The sequence below is a fragment of the Stenotrophomonas maltophilia group sp. P373 genome (assembly GCF_053295075.1).
In genome coordinates this window covers 1,637,871-1,652,555 of the sequence record NZ_CM129994.1, presented here as the reverse complement: position 1 = coordinate 1,652,555, position 14,685 = coordinate 1,637,871, and the positions used below count along the sequence as shown (strand labels likewise).

Annotated in this window: 11 protein-coding genes, 1 tRNA gene and 1 pseudogene; 3 read left to right on the top strand and 10 right to left on the bottom strand. The window is 64.7% G+C overall.

All coding sequences use genetic code 11. The annotated features are described in order from the left end of the window. Positions 1–5 precede the first annotated feature (5 nt). The 3 genes from ACSYHF_RS07670 to ACSYHF_RS07660 all read right to left on the bottom strand — a co-directional run bounded on the left by ACSYHF_RS07670 (position 6) and on the right by ACSYHF_RS07660 (position 4,615). Positions 6–2,939 carry a TonB-dependent receptor gene (locus tag ACSYHF_RS07670; RefSeq protein WP_447576213.1) on the bottom strand — a complete coding sequence of 978 codons (2,934 nt, stop codon included), beginning with the start codon at positions 2,937–2,939 and terminating at the stop codon, positions 6–8. Positions 2,940–3,080: 141 nt separating this feature from the next. Further along, a complete protein-coding gene (locus ACSYHF_RS07665; protein ID WP_111128167.1) occupies positions 3,081–4,103 on the bottom strand; it encodes a FecR family protein in 1,023 nt (340 codons plus the stop codon). After that, positions 4,100–4,615 carry an RNA polymerase sigma factor gene (locus tag ACSYHF_RS07660; RefSeq protein WP_005416095.1) on the bottom strand — a complete coding sequence of 172 codons (516 nt, stop codon included), beginning with the start codon at positions 4,613–4,615 and terminating at the stop codon, positions 4,100–4,102. The genes ACSYHF_RS07665 and ACSYHF_RS07660 overlap by 4 nt, the downstream gene beginning before the upstream one ends. A 139-nt stretch (positions 4,616–4,754) precedes the next feature. Here ACSYHF_RS07660 and ACSYHF_RS07655 point away from each other — a divergent pair, with 139 nt between their 5' ends. Further along, complete coding sequence (locus ACSYHF_RS07655) at positions 4,755–5,054, top strand: hypothetical protein (protein WP_065179451.1); 300 nt, start codon at positions 4,755–4,757, stop codon at positions 5,052–5,054. Positions 5,055–5,298: 244 nt separating this feature from the next. Further along, positions 5,299–5,592, top strand: a pseudogene (aceE, locus tag ACSYHF_RS07650) (pyruvate dehydrogenase (acetyl-transferring), homodimeric type); the annotation flags it as partial. A 113-nt stretch (positions 5,593–5,705) separates the two neighbouring features. Here aceE and ACSYHF_RS07645 read toward each other — a convergent pair. Beyond that, the gene (locus ACSYHF_RS07645; RefSeq protein ID WP_005416092.1) at positions 5,706–6,188 is read right to left on the bottom strand and encodes a hypothetical protein; all 483 of its coding nucleotides are present in this window, start codon (positions 6,186–6,188) and stop codon (positions 5,706–5,708) included. 223 nt (positions 6,189–6,411) lie between these two features. On the opposite strand from ACSYHF_RS07645, the gene ACSYHF_RS07640 reads away from it, so the two are divergent. Continuing rightward, on the top strand, positions 6,412–8,742 hold the full coding sequence (locus ACSYHF_RS07640; protein WP_134955199.1) for a TonB-dependent receptor: 2,331 nt from the start codon (positions 6,412–6,414) through the stop codon (positions 8,740–8,742). A 120-nt stretch (positions 8,743–8,862) separates the two neighbouring features. Here the strand turns inward: ACSYHF_RS07640 and ACSYHF_RS07635 are convergent. The 6 genes from ACSYHF_RS07635 to lexA form a co-directional block, all read right to left on the bottom strand. Continuing rightward, a tRNA-Ser gene (locus tag ACSYHF_RS07635) sits at positions 8,863–8,955 on the bottom strand. 78 nt (positions 8,956–9,033) lie between these two features. Then, positions 9,034–9,237 carry a carbon storage regulator CsrA gene (csrA, locus tag ACSYHF_RS07630; protein WP_004152909.1) on the bottom strand — a complete coding sequence of 68 codons (204 nt, stop codon included), beginning with the start codon at positions 9,235–9,237 and terminating at the stop codon, positions 9,034–9,036. A gap of 147 nt (positions 9,238–9,384) precedes the next feature. Continuing rightward, positions 9,385–12,033: an alanine--tRNA ligase gene (gene alaS, locus ACSYHF_RS07625; protein WP_111128164.1), complete on the bottom strand. Its 2,649-nt coding sequence runs from the start codon at positions 12,031–12,033 to the stop codon at positions 9,385–9,387. A 109-nt stretch (positions 12,034–12,142) separates the two neighbouring features. Then, on the bottom strand, positions 12,143–12,634 hold the full coding sequence (gene recX, locus ACSYHF_RS07620; protein WP_005416047.1) for a recombination regulator RecX: 492 nt from the start codon (positions 12,632–12,634) through the stop codon (positions 12,143–12,145). 110 nt (positions 12,635–12,744) lie between these two features. Then, complete coding sequence (gene recA, locus ACSYHF_RS07615) at positions 12,745–13,782, bottom strand: recombinase RecA (protein ID WP_005416046.1); 1,038 nt, start codon at positions 13,780–13,782, stop codon at positions 12,745–12,747. Between the two features lie 204 nt (positions 13,783–13,986). Beyond that, positions 13,987–14,622 carry a transcriptional repressor LexA gene (gene lexA, locus ACSYHF_RS07610; protein ID WP_005416045.1) on the bottom strand — a complete coding sequence of 212 codons (636 nt, stop codon included), beginning with the start codon at positions 14,620–14,622 and terminating at the stop codon, positions 13,987–13,989. Positions 14,623–14,685: the final 63 nt, after the last annotated feature.

Genomic DNA, 14,685 nt, shown 5'->3' with positions numbered 1-14,685 from the left:
ACCCCTCAGTTGTAGATGATGTGGAAATAGAAGAAGCGGCCGTAGTCGTCGATCTCGGTTCGGAAACGCCCGTTCGGACCGGTGCTGTAGGTTGGCTGCGTGTTGAACAGGTTCTTGGCCTCGTACTTCAGCGTTACGTGCTTGCCGACCTTGTGGCTGAAAGCCATGTTGAACGTCATGTATGGGTCGTAGTACGAATCCAGCCATTCGGTGTCACCGAAGTCGACCAGCATCCGGCTGCGGTAGGTTCCGGACAGGCGCAGTTGCGAGCTCTTCCACGGCATGCGCCAGATCACCGACCCATTGAGCGACCAGTCCGGCTGGTACAGCAGGCGGTCCAGGCGCCGCTCGGTGCCATCGGTGATGCGGTAGTTGGTCTGGCCTTCCAGACGCGTCGCGTTGAAGTACATGTCGAAGCGCTGGCGGCCCCACTGCAGATTGCGATTGGCCACCGCGAACTCAACGCCACGCAGCTTCGACTCGTCGGTGTTCATCGGCTGGGTGACCCGGTAGCGGGTGTCCCCCACGTTCTCGAACGTGGTCAGGGTGTAGATATCGTCCTTGATCACCTTGTCGAACAGCGCCACCGAGACCAGGCCATTGTTGCCGTTGAAATACAGGTCCCACGCCAGGTCGATGTTGGTGGAACGGCGCGGCTGCAGGTTGGCATTGCCCTGCTTGATGGTGCAGAAGCCCCTGCCCTCCTCGTCATCGCCACAGCTGGTGCTGGTGGCCTGGGCGATGTTGCTCGGCGTCGGCCGGCCCAGCGTACGGCTGGCGGAGAAGCGCAGGCGCTGGTCCTCGCTCAGCTTGAACGTCGCATTCAACGAAGGCAGCAGGTTGTTGTAGCCACCGCTCGTGTTGCGGAAGGCGGAGGTATACGTACTGCCGCCATCATCGCTGAACGGGCTGTAGGCATCGAAGCGGGTGTGGTCGTAACGCAGGCCGCCGATCAGCAGCAGCCGGTCCCAGGCGTAGTGAGCGGACACATAGGCATTGGTGATGTCCTCCACGTACTTGTAGTCGCTGGTGAAGTTGGCATTCGGATACGCCGCATTGTTGTTGCCCAGCTTCGGCAGCAGTTCCTCGTTCCACTTGCGGTTGTCGATCAGCGGGAAGCCCGGCACGCTGCCCAGCAGCGTCGAACCCGGATACAGGTAATCGTTGAGCGTGGCACTGCTCCTGAAGTAGTCGAAGTCGATGTCCTGCCAGATCTTCAGGTGGCGGTACTCGGCACCGGTGGCCAGGCCGAAGCCACGCGCATCGGCGTCGATGTTGTAGCTGAAGTCCGCGCGCAGGTTGTCGATGCTCTCCTTGGCATCGCGCGGGGAGACATAGGCCTGCGCCGGATTGAGTTTGAACGCGCAGCTGGTCAACAGGCTGGAATCAGAAACCGCTACCGCGTTTGGGAACCCGTGACTGTCATTCTCGTAGTCGACGAACAGATTGCTTGGATAGGCGCGCACACCCCAGTAGACCTGGTTGTTGTGGAAGGTCTCTTCGGTGTGGCCACCGCGCAGGGTCAGGCGCGAACGGTCGCCGACGTCCCAGTTGAAGCTGGCGATGGCGCCACGGTTGCTGCGGTCCCAGCGGTCGTGGCGGTTCTTGATGTAGATGCTGTTGATCTGCGTGGTGCCGCTGTCCTCGGTCTGGTTGCGGATCGGAAACTTGGCGTTTCCATACAGATCCGTCTTGTTCATCGTCGAGTTCTCGTAGAACCGGTACGAGTACAGCAACAGCGATGCGTAGAACGGATCATCCGAGGGCTTCCACTCAAGCTTGGCGGAGCCACCGAAGTTGGTGATGAAGTTGGTATAGGTGCCGGTGCTGAAGTTGCCAGGCGCACGCAGGCCGTTCCAGCCCTTGACCTCGTCCGGACCCGTGGTGCCGTCGGTGAGGTATTTTCCAGCGTCGTTGTAGTAGTAGTTCGACTCCACCCAGCGCTTGACGCTGTTGCGTGAACGCTGTTCATAGCGTGCCACCGCAACGATGCCGAACTCCTGGTCGGCGCCGAACTGGTTGGAGAGCACCATCTTGGCGCTCTTGCCGAAATGGCCCAGGGTCTCGTGGTTGCCGCCAGCGCTGCGCTCGACGTTGGTCTCGGCTGTGGAATAGATGCCTGCCACGTCGGCAAACACGTACCTGCCCGACCGGTCGAAGGCACTGCGGCTGATGATGTCGATCACACCGCCGATCGCATCCGGTGCCTGCTCCGCGCTGAAGCTCTTGTAGATGTCGGTACGGGTGCCGATGTCGCTGGGAATCAGCTGCAGGTTGTTCATGCGCTCCCCGGAGCCACTGCCACCCACGCTGGCAATCGCGATGCCATCGATGGTGGTGTAGTTGAGGTTGGCCTGCACGCCGCGTACCGTCACGTAACGTGGCTCACCAGCATCCTCCACCGCACTCAGGCCTGGAGCGGCCATCAGGCTCTCGGCCAGGGTCTCGTCGCCGTAGCTGTCCATCTCGTCGTAGACCACCGAATCCTTGATCACCGGCGACGACTTCTTCTGGTCGATCACCTCGTGCGCGGCAATCACCTTCACCGTGTCCAGGGTCGGCGCCACCATCGCTCCGGCCTCGCGCGGCATCGGCGCGGCTGGCTTCGGCGCGTTGCGTGCGGGTGCCGGATCGATGGCGATGACATTGCCATCCACCACGGTGTAGCCCAGGCCGGTACCCGCCAGCAGTGCGTCCAACGCCTGCTTGACGGTGGCGCCACGTGGCACAGCCCCGGCCATGTGCGCTTCACCGCTACCCGAGTACAGGAACTGCACGCCGGAACTGCGCGACAACTGCTCAAGTGCACGGGCCAGCGGTTGCGCCGCGATCGGCGCCGACACGCGGGCTTCAAGGCCATCGGCAGCGGCCGCGGCCGCCATTGGCACGCTGCAGGGAGACAGGGCGAGGATGATCGACAGGTAGAGCGTGTTGCGCATCACGGGTCCTTGGAAGAGAGAAGGCAGCAGGCGCCGCTGCGTGGCTCGGCAGCGGCTTCTTCCAAGTAAGAGCCCGCATCCACCGAAGTGGAGAACGCGGATTCGATGAATTTTTTCTGACAGCCCACCACCGCGCGGGCCTCAGCGACTGCCGACCCGCACTGTGTCGCCTTCGCGCCTCACCACGAAGCGTGGGTCGCGTTCGAGGAAGGCCTGCAGCGCACCGATGCGATGCGCATCGAGGCTGCCGGACAACCGTGCCGATGCCGCGCCTTCGTCCAGCACGCGCACCTGCACCTGGTTGTGCCGGTTGAAGGCAGCTGCCACCTCATCGAGCCGCTCATCGAGGAAGGACACTTTGCGCTGTTGCCAGTCCAGCAGCATCGACAGCGGCATGTCCACTGACTCGACGGCATGGCTTCGCGCATCGACCTGCACCACCCGGCCCTGCTCCAGCTGGGCCAGGCGGTGGGCACCCGCGCCCTGGCTCCAGACCTCGACCTCGCCGGAGACGACGCCGATGCGTGTGCTCTGCAGCCGTCGCGATACATCGAACACCGTGCCGATATCCCGGATCTCCAGGCCGTTCACTTCCACCTCGAACGGACGACGGTCGCGGGCGATGTCGAACGTGGCCTCCCCCTGCAGCAGCTCCACCTTTCGGCTGAACCAGCCCATGCGTACCCGCAGTCGGCTGTCCGCGTTGAGCCGCACCTGGGTCTGGTCGGGCAGCACCAGGTCGCGGAGTTCACCATGCCCGGCACTGTAGAGCTGCTGGGTGGGCATCACCTGCGGAACCAGGCCCACGCCGATCAGGGCAACACAGGCCGCGGCAGAGACCATCCACCAGCGCACGCGACCGCGACGCAGCACGGCGCGGGGCGGCGCGTGCGCACGACCGAACAGCGGCACCACCTTGGCGGCGACCTGCCGCGGTGGCACCAGCGCCTCATCAGCCAACGGCGATTGCAGCGCCTCGCCCACCTGCCGGTGCAACGCGAGCGCGCGCATGTAGGCGCGAACATGCTCGGGCGAGCGCTTCATCCAGTCCAGGAACGCGACACGCCCGGCCTTGTCCAGCACCCCCTCGCGATTGCACAGGAACCAGTGCGCCGCCTCACGTGCGACCTCGTCGTCAGGCCTGCGTGATGGATACCGATTCATGTGAGCTCCCTGGCGCCCAGCGCCTTCCTGCAGGCGTCAAGCCCCTTGCCGATATGCTTGCGCACCATGTGCACCGACACCTGCAGCTGCTGGCTGATTCCCGGGCAATCCAGCCCGTCGCGGTAGTGCAGCTCCATCACCCGGCGCGTGGTCGCCGGCAACCGCGCGATGGTGCTGCGGATATCGTTCCAGCGCTGCGCACGCTCGAATTCGCGCTCGATGTCTTCTTCGCTTTTCAGCACTTCGGCCAGCAGATCGATGTCTTCCAGCGGCGGCAGCGACGACCGCACGCGGGCGTGCTCGCGCGCCAGGTTGGCCGCCACGGTGAACAGGTAGGCTTCCGGGTTCTCGACCGCGTCGGCATCCTCGCCGGTGCTGCGCAGCAGCCGCAGATAGACCTCCTGCGCCAGGTCTTCGGCATCTTCGCTGGCCGAACCGCGACGCAGGAAGAAGCCACGCAGCAGCCGGCGCCGCAGTTCGTAGCTCTTCTCCCAGATCCTCACGCTGTTCACGGCCGGCCAACCACCCCGAGGCTGGAAAGCCCAGCAGGGTGACCGCCATCGATGACAGTGGCGTTTCAACGACCGGCAGGCAGCCGCTAGAATGCCGCCCCTGCAATGTCCCGGCAGCCGGCACAAGGAGTGCCCAGCAATGAACGCACGCACCGCCATCCACACCTTCAGCAGCCTGCTGTTCCTGCTGCTGGTCGCCCACACCACCGCCTACCAGCAGCAGATGTGGCCGCCCAGCCGGGTCATCCATGTGCATCCGGTGATCGTCGCCCTCGCCTATGCACTGGGCGTGCTCACGCTGCTGCTGTGGATCGGCGGCGGTCGCGTACCAGAACCGGCCCAGCGTCTGGCGCGCTGGCTGCCCATCGTCGCCTGGTGCCTGCTGTGCGTCGGCGTGGCGGTCATCCCGATGTTCCTGCCTGGACTGTACCCGGCCTGATCTGCGGTGGTACGCAGTGCATCCGCGCATGATGCGGCGCCCGGCACCAACCCTTGCTTGCCAGAGACCCAAGCCGGGCCCGCCTATCGAAGCCGCGGGGCCAGGCCTACGCTTGTCTTCTCGGTGGCCGCCACGGTCGCCCTTCGCGTCACGGCATTGCCGTTGCGACCCCGCTCCAGTGCTGTGCGCCCTGATGGTGTTGTCGCTCAGGCAGACGTCCAAACGGCGCCCTCTGGAGACAGTCATGAACCAAGCCCTGATCCCCTTCGATACCGACCCGCTGGAAACGCGGGAGTGGTGTGAATCGCTGGAGGCGGTGATGCAGGCCGGTGGCCGGCCACGCGCGCACTACCTGATCGACCGGCTGAGCGATCTGGACGCGCAACAGCACGGCGACCTGCATACCCGCGCATGGACGGCCTACGTCAATACCATCCCGCCCGAACGCCAGCCGCCCTATCCCGGTGACCTGGCCATCGAGCGCCGCCTGAACGCGATGATCCGCTGGAACGCGATGGTGATGGTGCTGCGTGCTGGATGCAGGACACCGTCGACAAGTACGGCATCGACACTGGCAAGCACGATCCGGCCGCGGTGTAAGGCGGCTGCGTTCACCACGCCCGTTGTGCGAGCCTGGTGAACGCAGCATCGCTACGGCATGCGCTTGAACAGATTGGTCTGCAGGATCGGCGTGCCGTCGTGGCCGTAGAACGCCTTGGTCTCGGTCATCGTCGCCCGGTCATCCGCCACGGTGTAGATGCGGGTGGAGGCGGGCGTCCCGTGATCCACCAACTGCATCACCAGCGTATTCGGGGCCGGCAGTTTCAGGTTTGCCTTGTCCGCGCCGTAGGTGCCGGACAAGGCACCCGGCGTGCCATCCAGCGCCAACGTGCCGTCGGACTTCATGGTCTTGCCGTCGTGCAGGACGATATCCACGTGTGAGCTCCAGCGGCCACCGCCGGCGTCCTTGAACTCCAGCACCACCTGCTTCGGACGCTGCGCCTCGGGTAGTGCCGAGGTCGCGGTGTCCAGCGACCAGCGCCCCAGCAGCGGCGACGGGGACGCTTCCACGGCCAGCGCCGACCCGGCCGGCAGCGAACACGCACACAACAACACAGCGGACAACAGCTTCATACGTTGCTCCGTTCCAGTGAAGAAGGTGCTGCGTGACGCGTTGTGGGGCGCAGCGCTTCGGATCGTGCACAGCATCGGGGCCCCGCACAAGGCAGGGCGCTGAACGCGCGGCAACCTCGTTCGCGCCTCCCGCGATTCAGGTCTGGCGGCAAGGCCTCATCACGTCCTTGTCGATACAAATAGTTACGTTATAACATTTCACTTCTATGTCACGAGTCCTGCCATGCGTTGCCACCTGCTTGCTGCCGCCATCCTGTTCGCCGTCCACACCGCCCACGCTGCGGACGCGCCTACCCTTCCCACCCTCCAGGTACAGGCCTCCCCGCTCTCGCGCATCGACAGCCGGGTCACCGTCGATAATCCACAGGCGCAGAACCGTACCCTCGGAAGCGTGCTCGAACATGTCTCCGGCGTGCAGAACAGCGCCTTCGGGCCGAACGCGGGCGCCCCGGTCATCCGCAGCCTCAGCGGCAACCGCGTGCAGATCCTGCAGGATGGCCAGTCCATCCTCGGCATGAACGCGATCAGCGGCGACATCAACATTCCGTTCGATCCACTGTTCGTGCGCAGCGTCACCGTCAACAAGTCCTCGGACGCCGTGCGCTATGGCGGCAATGCGATCGGCGGCAGCGTGGAGATCGATTCGGGCCTGATCCCGCGCCGCATGGGAGACAAGGAGCAGTCGATGGAACTGATCCTGCGCAAGGGCTTCAATGCCGCCGACGCGCAGGGCTTCCGCATGAACTTCAACAACCAGCGCAACCTCTCGACCAACCTGCAGGTCTCGCGTCAGCGCATCTCGCACTACGACATCCCGGGCAACAGCAAGGCCGCCGTCTGCAACACCCGCCTGTTCCCGCCGACCGGCGGCGTCAACTCGGCGCTGGCCGACAGCTGCCAGAAAGAGGCGCGCGTCCAGCAGATCTACAACAAGGCCTCGCAGCCCTACATCGACCAGTTCATGAGCGAAAATCCGGACTGGGCCGATGGCGACTTCTCGTTCTACACCAACCATCCGACCTCGGTCTGGCAGCGCCGCACCTACATCAATCCGGCCAACCCGGCCTACGTGCCCGGCACGCCGTCGTACGTGCAGAAGCAGATCAACAACGATGTCACGCCCGACTACCATCACCGGCTGGGCAACAGCTACGCACGCAACTCGCAGGTGGCCTTCGGGTCGACGCTGTTTTTCGACCGTGGCTACGCGGGTGTCAGCATCGATGCCAAAGACAGCGAGTACGGCGTGCCGGGCTTCTCGATGCAGAATCTGTCGTTCGGTTCCAACGATGCCGATGGCCTGCCGGTGGGCGTGGTGATCAAGCAGGAACGCTACGCGCTGGAAGCCCTGCTGCGCGATCCGCTGCCGTGGTTCGAGCGCGCGGAGCTGCGAGTTTCCAGGCTGGACAACACGTCGGGCGAGCGCCTCGGTGCATCCAAGGCCAATGACTACGACTTCGAAAGCTCCCAGGCCGAGCTGCTTCTGAGCCATCAGCGCGTCGGTCCGCTCAGCGGCCTGCTCGGCTTCAGCCACCAGTCGCGCCAGGTCACCGGCAGCGGTTCACTGCGCTACCTGCCCGACGTCGACACCCGCAGCAACGCGGTGTTCCTGAAAGAGGCACTGGACGTCGGCTGGGCCACCTTCGATGCAGGTGTGCGCCACGAGCGCATCGACCACGAGCTGCAGCCCAGCCGCTTCAGGACCGCACGCAACGCCGCCAATACCAAGCTGCAGGACCGTTCCTACCGGCTCAACAGCTACAGCGTGGGCTCCCGTGTCGAGCTCGGTCCTCTGTTCGCCGCCAAGGTGCGCTACGCATCCTCGCAGCGCGCACCGGAGATCAACGAGCTGTATGCCAGCAACGCACACTATTCGGTGATGACCCAGGAAGAAGGCAACCAGAACCTCAAGCCGGAGCGCGCGAAGAACCTGGAGCTGACCGGCCTGTTCCACATCGGCGGCTTCGAACTGTCGGCCACTGCTTACCGGATGAAGTACGAGAACTATCTCTACCTCGGCCATTCCGGCCTGCAGACCGCCAACCGTCTGCCGCTCAAGTACTGGAAGCAGACCGACACCACGGTGAAGGGTTTCGAGATCGACGCATTGCAGGCACTTGACCTGGGCCGCTATGGCACGTTGAACATCTCTGCCTTCGCCGATCTGGTGAAGAACAAGGCCGACCACCCCGATCCGCTGCGCGCCCACAACGATGGCGAGTACCTGCCGAACATGCCGACCAACCGCTACGGCGCCAACCTGCAATGGCAGCGCGAAGGCTGGAAGGCGCAGCTGTCGAGCACCTACTACGACACGCAGGAGTACCTCGGCCGCAACGTCAGCGAGGAGATCCCGCTGGATGCGTTCAACCTGGTTGACCTGCAGGTCAGCCGCGAACTGCCGGTGCGCAGCAGCTACATCGCCGGCATGGAAGTGTTCGTCAACGGCAGCAACCTGCTCAATGAGGAAGCGCGTCCACACAACTCGCCACTGAAATACATCGCGCCACTGCCGGGGCGGGGCTTCCAGGTGGGTGTGACGCTAAAGCTCTGAGGAGAGCCTGATTCGGCCACCATCCAGCGATCAATGATCGCTGGATGGCACGCCGGGACCCTGCATCCGTGCAAAGAAAAACGCCTGCAGATCGATGATCTGCAGGCGCTTCTTTGTATCTGGCGGAGTGAGAGGGATTCGAACCCTCGATAGAGCTTTTGACCCTATACTCCCTTAGCAGGGGAGCCCCTTCGGCCACTCGGGCATCACTCCGGGGTTTTCTCCGCGTCTGGTGCGTTGCACCTCAGCGGGGCGTGAATCATAACGTTAATCGAGTGCGAAGGTAAAGCGTTATTCGGCAGAATTTTCGCTACCGGTGCCACCGGCTTCATCACCACGCTGGATGCGCTGATAGATCTCTTCGCGATGCACAGCGACGTCCTTCGGCGCGGTGATGCCGATACGCACCTGGTTACCCTTGACGCCAAGCACGGTGACGCTCACCGAGTCTCCGATCATCAGGGTTTCGCCGACGCGGCGAGTCAGGATCAACATTTTTGTAAGTCTCCATGGAACCGTGTGGAAGGGTATCCCCCACCGGCTTGACGCTCCGTCAAGAAGCGCTACCACGACAAAGGGAAAAGATTCGCAATGGTACCGTCAGCCGTCCCGCTCCTACAAGGAGGGGGACGGCCAGGTTCATCACAGGCGGGGGCTGACCCATTCGACGACTGCAGCCAGCGCAGTGGCAAGGGCGGGCCCGTCCTCGCCACCACCCTGGGCGAGGTCCGGGCGTCCGCCGCCCTTGCCCCCGATCTGACCGGCGATATGGGACAACAGTTCCCCGGCCTTGACCTTGCCCATTGCGCTGCCGTTCACGCCTGCGACCAGGGCGGCCTTGCCGTCCTGGGCGCCGGCCAGCACGATCACCGCGTCGCCCAGCTGCTGCTTGAGGCGGTCCATGGCGTCACGCAAGGCCTTGGCGTCGAAGCCCTCCAGGCGGGCGGCCAGCACCTTCACGCCAGCAACCTCGACGGCCTGGCCGGACAGGTCGGCCGTGGCACCCGCAGCAACCTTGGCCTTCACGCCTTCCAGTTCGCGCTCCAGCTGCTTCTGGCGCTGGCCGAGGGCACGGATCTTCTCGACCACGTCGGCAGCGCTGCCACCGAGCAGCTCAGCGGCCTCGGCCAGGCGGGCCTCTTCGGCGTCCACGTAGTCCAGCGCGCCCTGGCCGGTGACGGCCTCGATGCGGCGCACGCCCGCGGAGACGCCACCCTCGGAGGTGATCTTGAACAGGCCGATGTCGCCGGTACGGTTGACGTGGGTGCCACCGCACAGCTCGGTGGAGTAGTCACCCATCTTCAGCACGCGCACCTGCTCACCGTACTTCTCACCGAACAGGGCCATCGCGCCGAAGTCCAGCGCTTCCTGCATGCCCATGGTGTGCACTTCGGCGGCGTTGTTGGCACGCACCTGCTGGTTGACCTTGCGCTCGATCACCGCCAGTTCGTCGGCACTGATCGGCTGGAAGTGCGAGAAGTCGAAGCGCAGGCGGTCCGGCGCGACCAGCGAGCCCTTCTGCTGCACGTGGGTGCCCAGCACTTCGCGCAGCGCGGCGTGCAGCAGGTGGGTGGCCGAGTGGTTGAGGATGGTGGCACCACGGCGCTCGCCATCGACCTGGCCGGACAGCACATCGCCGACCTTCAGGCCGCCTTCGGACAGGGTGCCGACATGGCCATGGAACTGGCCGGCGAACTTCTGGGTGTCTTCCACCACCAGGCGCACGCCGTTGCCGGTCAGCACGCCGGTGTCGCCGACCTGGCCGCCGGACTCGGCGTAGAACGGGGTCTGGTTGGTGATGACGATGACTGCGTCACCCGCATCGGCCGACTGCACCGGACGACCGTCCTTGAGCAGGGCCAGCACGCTCAGGCCGTCGGCCTGCAGGCGGTCATAGCCCAGGAACTGGGTCGGGCTGAGGGTCGCCACCAGCTCGGCCGGCAGGGTCACGCCGCCACCGAACTTGCCGGCCGCGCGCGCGGTCTCGCGCTGCTGCTCCATCGCGGCATCGAAGCCGGCGATGTCGACGGTCAGGTCGCGCTCGCGGGCGATGTCCTGGGTCAGGTCGAGCGGGAAGCCATAGGTGTCATACAGGCGGAAGGCGTCAACGCCCGGGATCACGCCATTGCTGGCCTTGCCGGCCACGTCCTCGAAGATCTTCATGCCGGCATCGAGGGTTTCGGCGAAACGCTCTTCCTCGGCCTGCAGCGCACGGGTGACAGTGTCCACCGCAGCCGGCAGTTCCGGATAGGCCTCGCCCATCTGCTCGACCAGCGTCGGCACCAGCTTGCTGAAGAACGGCTGGCGCACGCCCAGCATCCAGCCGTGGCGCAGGGCGCGGCGGATGATACGGCGCAGCACGTAACCCCGGCCTTCGTTGGACGGCAGCACGCCGTCGACGATCAGGAACGAGCAGGCGCGGATGTGGTCGGCAATCACGCGCAGCGACTTGTTCTCCAGGTCGGCGGTGCCGGTCAGCTCGGAGGCCTTGCGGATCAGTGCCTGGAACAGGTCGATCTCATAGTTGGTGTGCACGTGCTGCAGGATCGCCGCCAGGCGCTCCAGGCCCATGCCGGTATCCACGCACGGCGCCGGCAGTGGCACCAGGGTGCCGTCGGGCTGGCGGTCGAACTGCATGAACACCAGGTTCCAGATTTCGATGAAGCGGTCGCCGTCTTCATCCGGGGAACCCGGGGGGCCACCGGCGATATGGTCACCGTGGTCGTAGAAGATCTCGGTGCACGGGCCGCACGGGCCGGTGTCGGCCATCTGCCAGAAGTTGTCCGAGGCAAACGGTGCGCCCTTGTTGTCGCCGATGCGCACGATGCGCTCTTCCGGTACGCCGACCATGTCGCGCCACAGCTCGTAGGCTTCGTCATCGGTCTGGTAGACGGTGACCAACAGGCGTTCAGCCGGCAGCTTCCAGACCTGGGTCAGCAGTTCCCAGGCCCAGGCGATCGCGTCCTTCTTGAAGTAGTCGCCGAACGACCAGTTGCCCAGCATTTCGAAGAAGGTGTGGTGGCGTGCGGTGTAGCCGACCTGGTCGAGATCGTTGTGCTTGCCGCCCGCGCGCAGGCAGCGCTGCACGTCGGCCGCGCGCACGTAGCTACGCTTCTCCGCGCCAAGGAACACGTCCTTGAACTGCACCATGCCGGAGTTGGTGAACAGCAGGGTCGGATCATTGCCCGGCACCAGCGGCGCCGAGGGCACGATGGTGTGGCCTTTGCCCTTGAAGAATTCAAGGAAGTCGCTGCGGATCTGGGATGTCGTGAATTTGGCGGATGCGTTCATTGGGGGCTGGCAGTCTGCGGGCCGGCGGACCCGGACCACCGGCCGTGTTGGCCAGGGTCGCGAGGGAGCGCCGAAAACCTAAAGGGTATCAGGCCCGGCGCCGCCAGTCTCAGTCATCCGGGTCGTAGCGGGTCGCACGGCGGATGCTGTCGCCGTCGAAGCCCCGTCGGGCCAGCAGATCGGCGGCCTTGCGCCGCTGCGTCAGGTCCTGCGGACCGGCCTCGCCAAAGCGCCGGCGGACCAGATCACGGGCATTTTCCTGCCAGTCGCCATCGTAACTGTCCATCGCCGCGGCAATCGCGGCACTGTCCAGGCCATGGGTGCCCAGCTCGGCGCGGACATGGATCGGGCCATAACCCGTATTGGCGCGCATCCGCACCAGGTTCTCGGCAAAACGGGTGTCGTCCTGCCAGCCCGCTTCGGTCAGCTTGGCGACAGCGGCCTGCGCGGCTTCGTCTTCGATGCCACGGGCGGTCAGCTTGCGGGTGAGTTCCTTGCGCGAGTGCTCGCGGCGGACCAGCAGGCCCAGCGCCCGTTGTACGGGAGTCTGCTCACGCTGCCGGCGCTTGCGGCCGGTAGGAATGTCTTCGGCGTCGGACATCGATGCTCCAAGGGTGGCGCCGTCCTTGGCGCCCTGCCCATCCCTGGGCGATTCGAACCTGCGGGACAGGGCGACGTCACTGACGGCGCCGCCCTGCCCCACAGCAAGCCTTACTCGTCGTCGCCTTCGTCGTCGCCTTCCTCGCGGGCCGCTTCGGCCGGCTGGAATTTCTCACGCAGCTCGGCCTCGAGCTTGGCGGCGACGGTCGGGTTGTCGCGCAGGTAGCCGCGGGCATTGTCCTTGCCCTGGCCAATGCGCTCTTCACCGTAGCTGTACCAGGCGCCGGCCTTCTCGACCAGCTTGGCATCCACGCCCATGTCGATCAGTTCGCCCTCGCGGCTGATGCCTTCGCCGTACAGGATCTCGGTGATGACCTGCTTGAACGGAGGCGCCAGCTTGTTCTTGACGACCTTGATCTTGGTCTGGTTGCCGATGATCTCATCGCCCTTCTTGATCGCACCGATACGGCGGATGTCCAGGCGGACCGAGGCGTAGAACTTCAGCGCGTTGCCGCCGGTGGTGGTTTCCGGGCTCTGGCCCGGCATCATCACGCCGATCTTCATGCGCAGCTGGTTGATGAAGATCACCAGGGTGTTCGAACGCTTGATGTTGCCGGTCAGCTTGCGCAGCGCCTGGCTCATCAGGCGGGCCTGCAGACCCGGCAGCTGGTCACCCATTTCGCCTTCGATTTCGGCCTTCGGGGTCAGCGCGGCGACCGAGTCGACCACCAGGATGTCAACCGAGCCCGAACGGACCAGCATGTCGGCGATTTCCAGCGCCTGCTCACCGGTGTCCGGCTGCGACAACAGCAGGTCGTCCACGTTCACGCCCAGCTTCGCGGCGTAGATCGGGTCAAGCGCGTGCTCGGCATCGATGAAGGCCGCGGTACCGCCCATCTTCTGGCATTCGGCGATGGCCTGCAGAGTCAGGGTGGTCTTGCCCGAGGATTCCGGCCCGTAGATCTCAACGACACGGCCCTTCGGCAGACCGCCAATGCCCAGTGCGATGTCGAGCATCAGCGAACCGGTCGGGATGGCTTCGACGGGCTCGACCACGCGGTCGCCCATGCGCATCACCGAGCCCTTGCCGAACTGCTTCTCGATCTGGCCCAGAGCAGCAGCCAAGGCGCGCTTCTTGTTCTCGTCCATCGTATTGGTCCTTGCAGAGGTCATGTCGTTGGGGGTGCTGTCTTTGGGGGGCTTCTTTGCCATGGGTTCACTTTAAGTCGGACGTATCGCACAGGCTGAGATTCTGCCCGGCGCTCTGAAAAGAATTATCGGACATCCGTACCAACCTCAGTGGAACCAGAGAATCGCCACAAAAGACCGCGGGGTAATGCACCATGGAGCGGGTCAACGATTGGGCCGAAGCAGGCCGCAATAGAGGCCTTCGATCGCAAAATCCTGGTCCGGCAGCACCTCGATCGGCTTGTAATCAGGATTGCGCGGCAGCAGGCGGATGCGGTCCTTGGCGATCTTCAGCAGCTTGACGGTGATCTCGTCATCGATGCGGGCCACCACGATCTGCCCGGAACGGGCGTCGCGGGTGCGGTGCACGCCGATCAGGTCGCCGTCGAAGATGCCCTCATCGATCATCGAGTCGCCCTGCACTTTCAGCAGGTAGTCCGGCGCCGGCGAGAAGAACACCCGGTCCAGCACCACGAAATCGTCGGAGCCGATGTCGGCACCGATCGGCAAGCCGGCAGCGACCCGGCCCAGCACCGGCAAGCGCAGCACGCTGTCCGGAAGGCCCGGCTCGGCCAGCTTTTCGACCGGCGGTGCCTGCACCAGGCGGATGCCGCGAGCCTGGCCCGGGATGCGACGGATCGCACCGGCCTGCTCCAGGGCTTCCAGGTGGTACTGGGCCGCACGCACCCCCTTGAAGCCGAACGCGCGTGCGATTTCAGTCTGCGACGGCGGTGCGCCTTCGCTCTCGATACGCTCGGCGATCAACTGCAGGATCGCCTGCTGGGTGTCGGTCAGGTCCATGGTTAGTAGTATTACTACTAACGCACACAACTGCAAGTGCCGGGTACGACAAACAGGTGATGG

Coding starts and splice junctions, on each gene's coding strand:
- alaS (WP_111128164.1), bottom strand. CDS start 12,033: ATGAACGCATCCGCCAAATTCACGACATCCCAGATCCGCAGCGACTTC.
- csrA (WP_004152909.1), bottom strand. CDS start 9,237: ATGTTGATCCTGACTCGCCGCGTCGGCGAAACCCTGATGATCGGAGAC.
- ACSYHF_RS07645 (WP_005416092.1), bottom strand. CDS start 6,188: ATGAAGCTGTTGTCCGCTGTGTTGTTGTGTGCGTGTTCGCTGCCGGCC.
- recA (WP_005416046.1), bottom strand. CDS start 13,782: ATGGACGAGAACAAGAAGCGCGCCTTGGCTGCTGCTCTGGGCCAGATC.
- ACSYHF_RS07670 (WP_447576213.1), bottom strand. CDS start 2,939: ATGCGCAACACGCTCTACCTGTCGATCATCCTCGCCCTGTCTCCCTGC.
- ACSYHF_RS07665 (WP_111128167.1), bottom strand. CDS start 4,103: ATGAATCGGTATCCATCACGCAGGCCTGACGACGAGGTCGCACGTGAG.
- ACSYHF_RS07655 (WP_065179451.1), top strand. CDS start 4,755: ATGAACGCACGCACCGCCATCCACACCTTCAGCAGCCTGCTGTTCCTG.
- ACSYHF_RS07640 (WP_134955199.1), top strand. CDS start 6,412: ATGCGTTGCCACCTGCTTGCTGCCGCCATCCTGTTCGCCGTCCACACC.
- lexA (WP_005416045.1), bottom strand. CDS start 14,622: ATGGACCTGACCGACACCCAGCAGGCGATCCTGCAGTTGATCGCCGAG.
- recX (WP_005416047.1), bottom strand. CDS start 12,634: ATGTCCGACGCCGAAGACATTCCTACCGGCCGCAAGCGCCGGCAGCGT.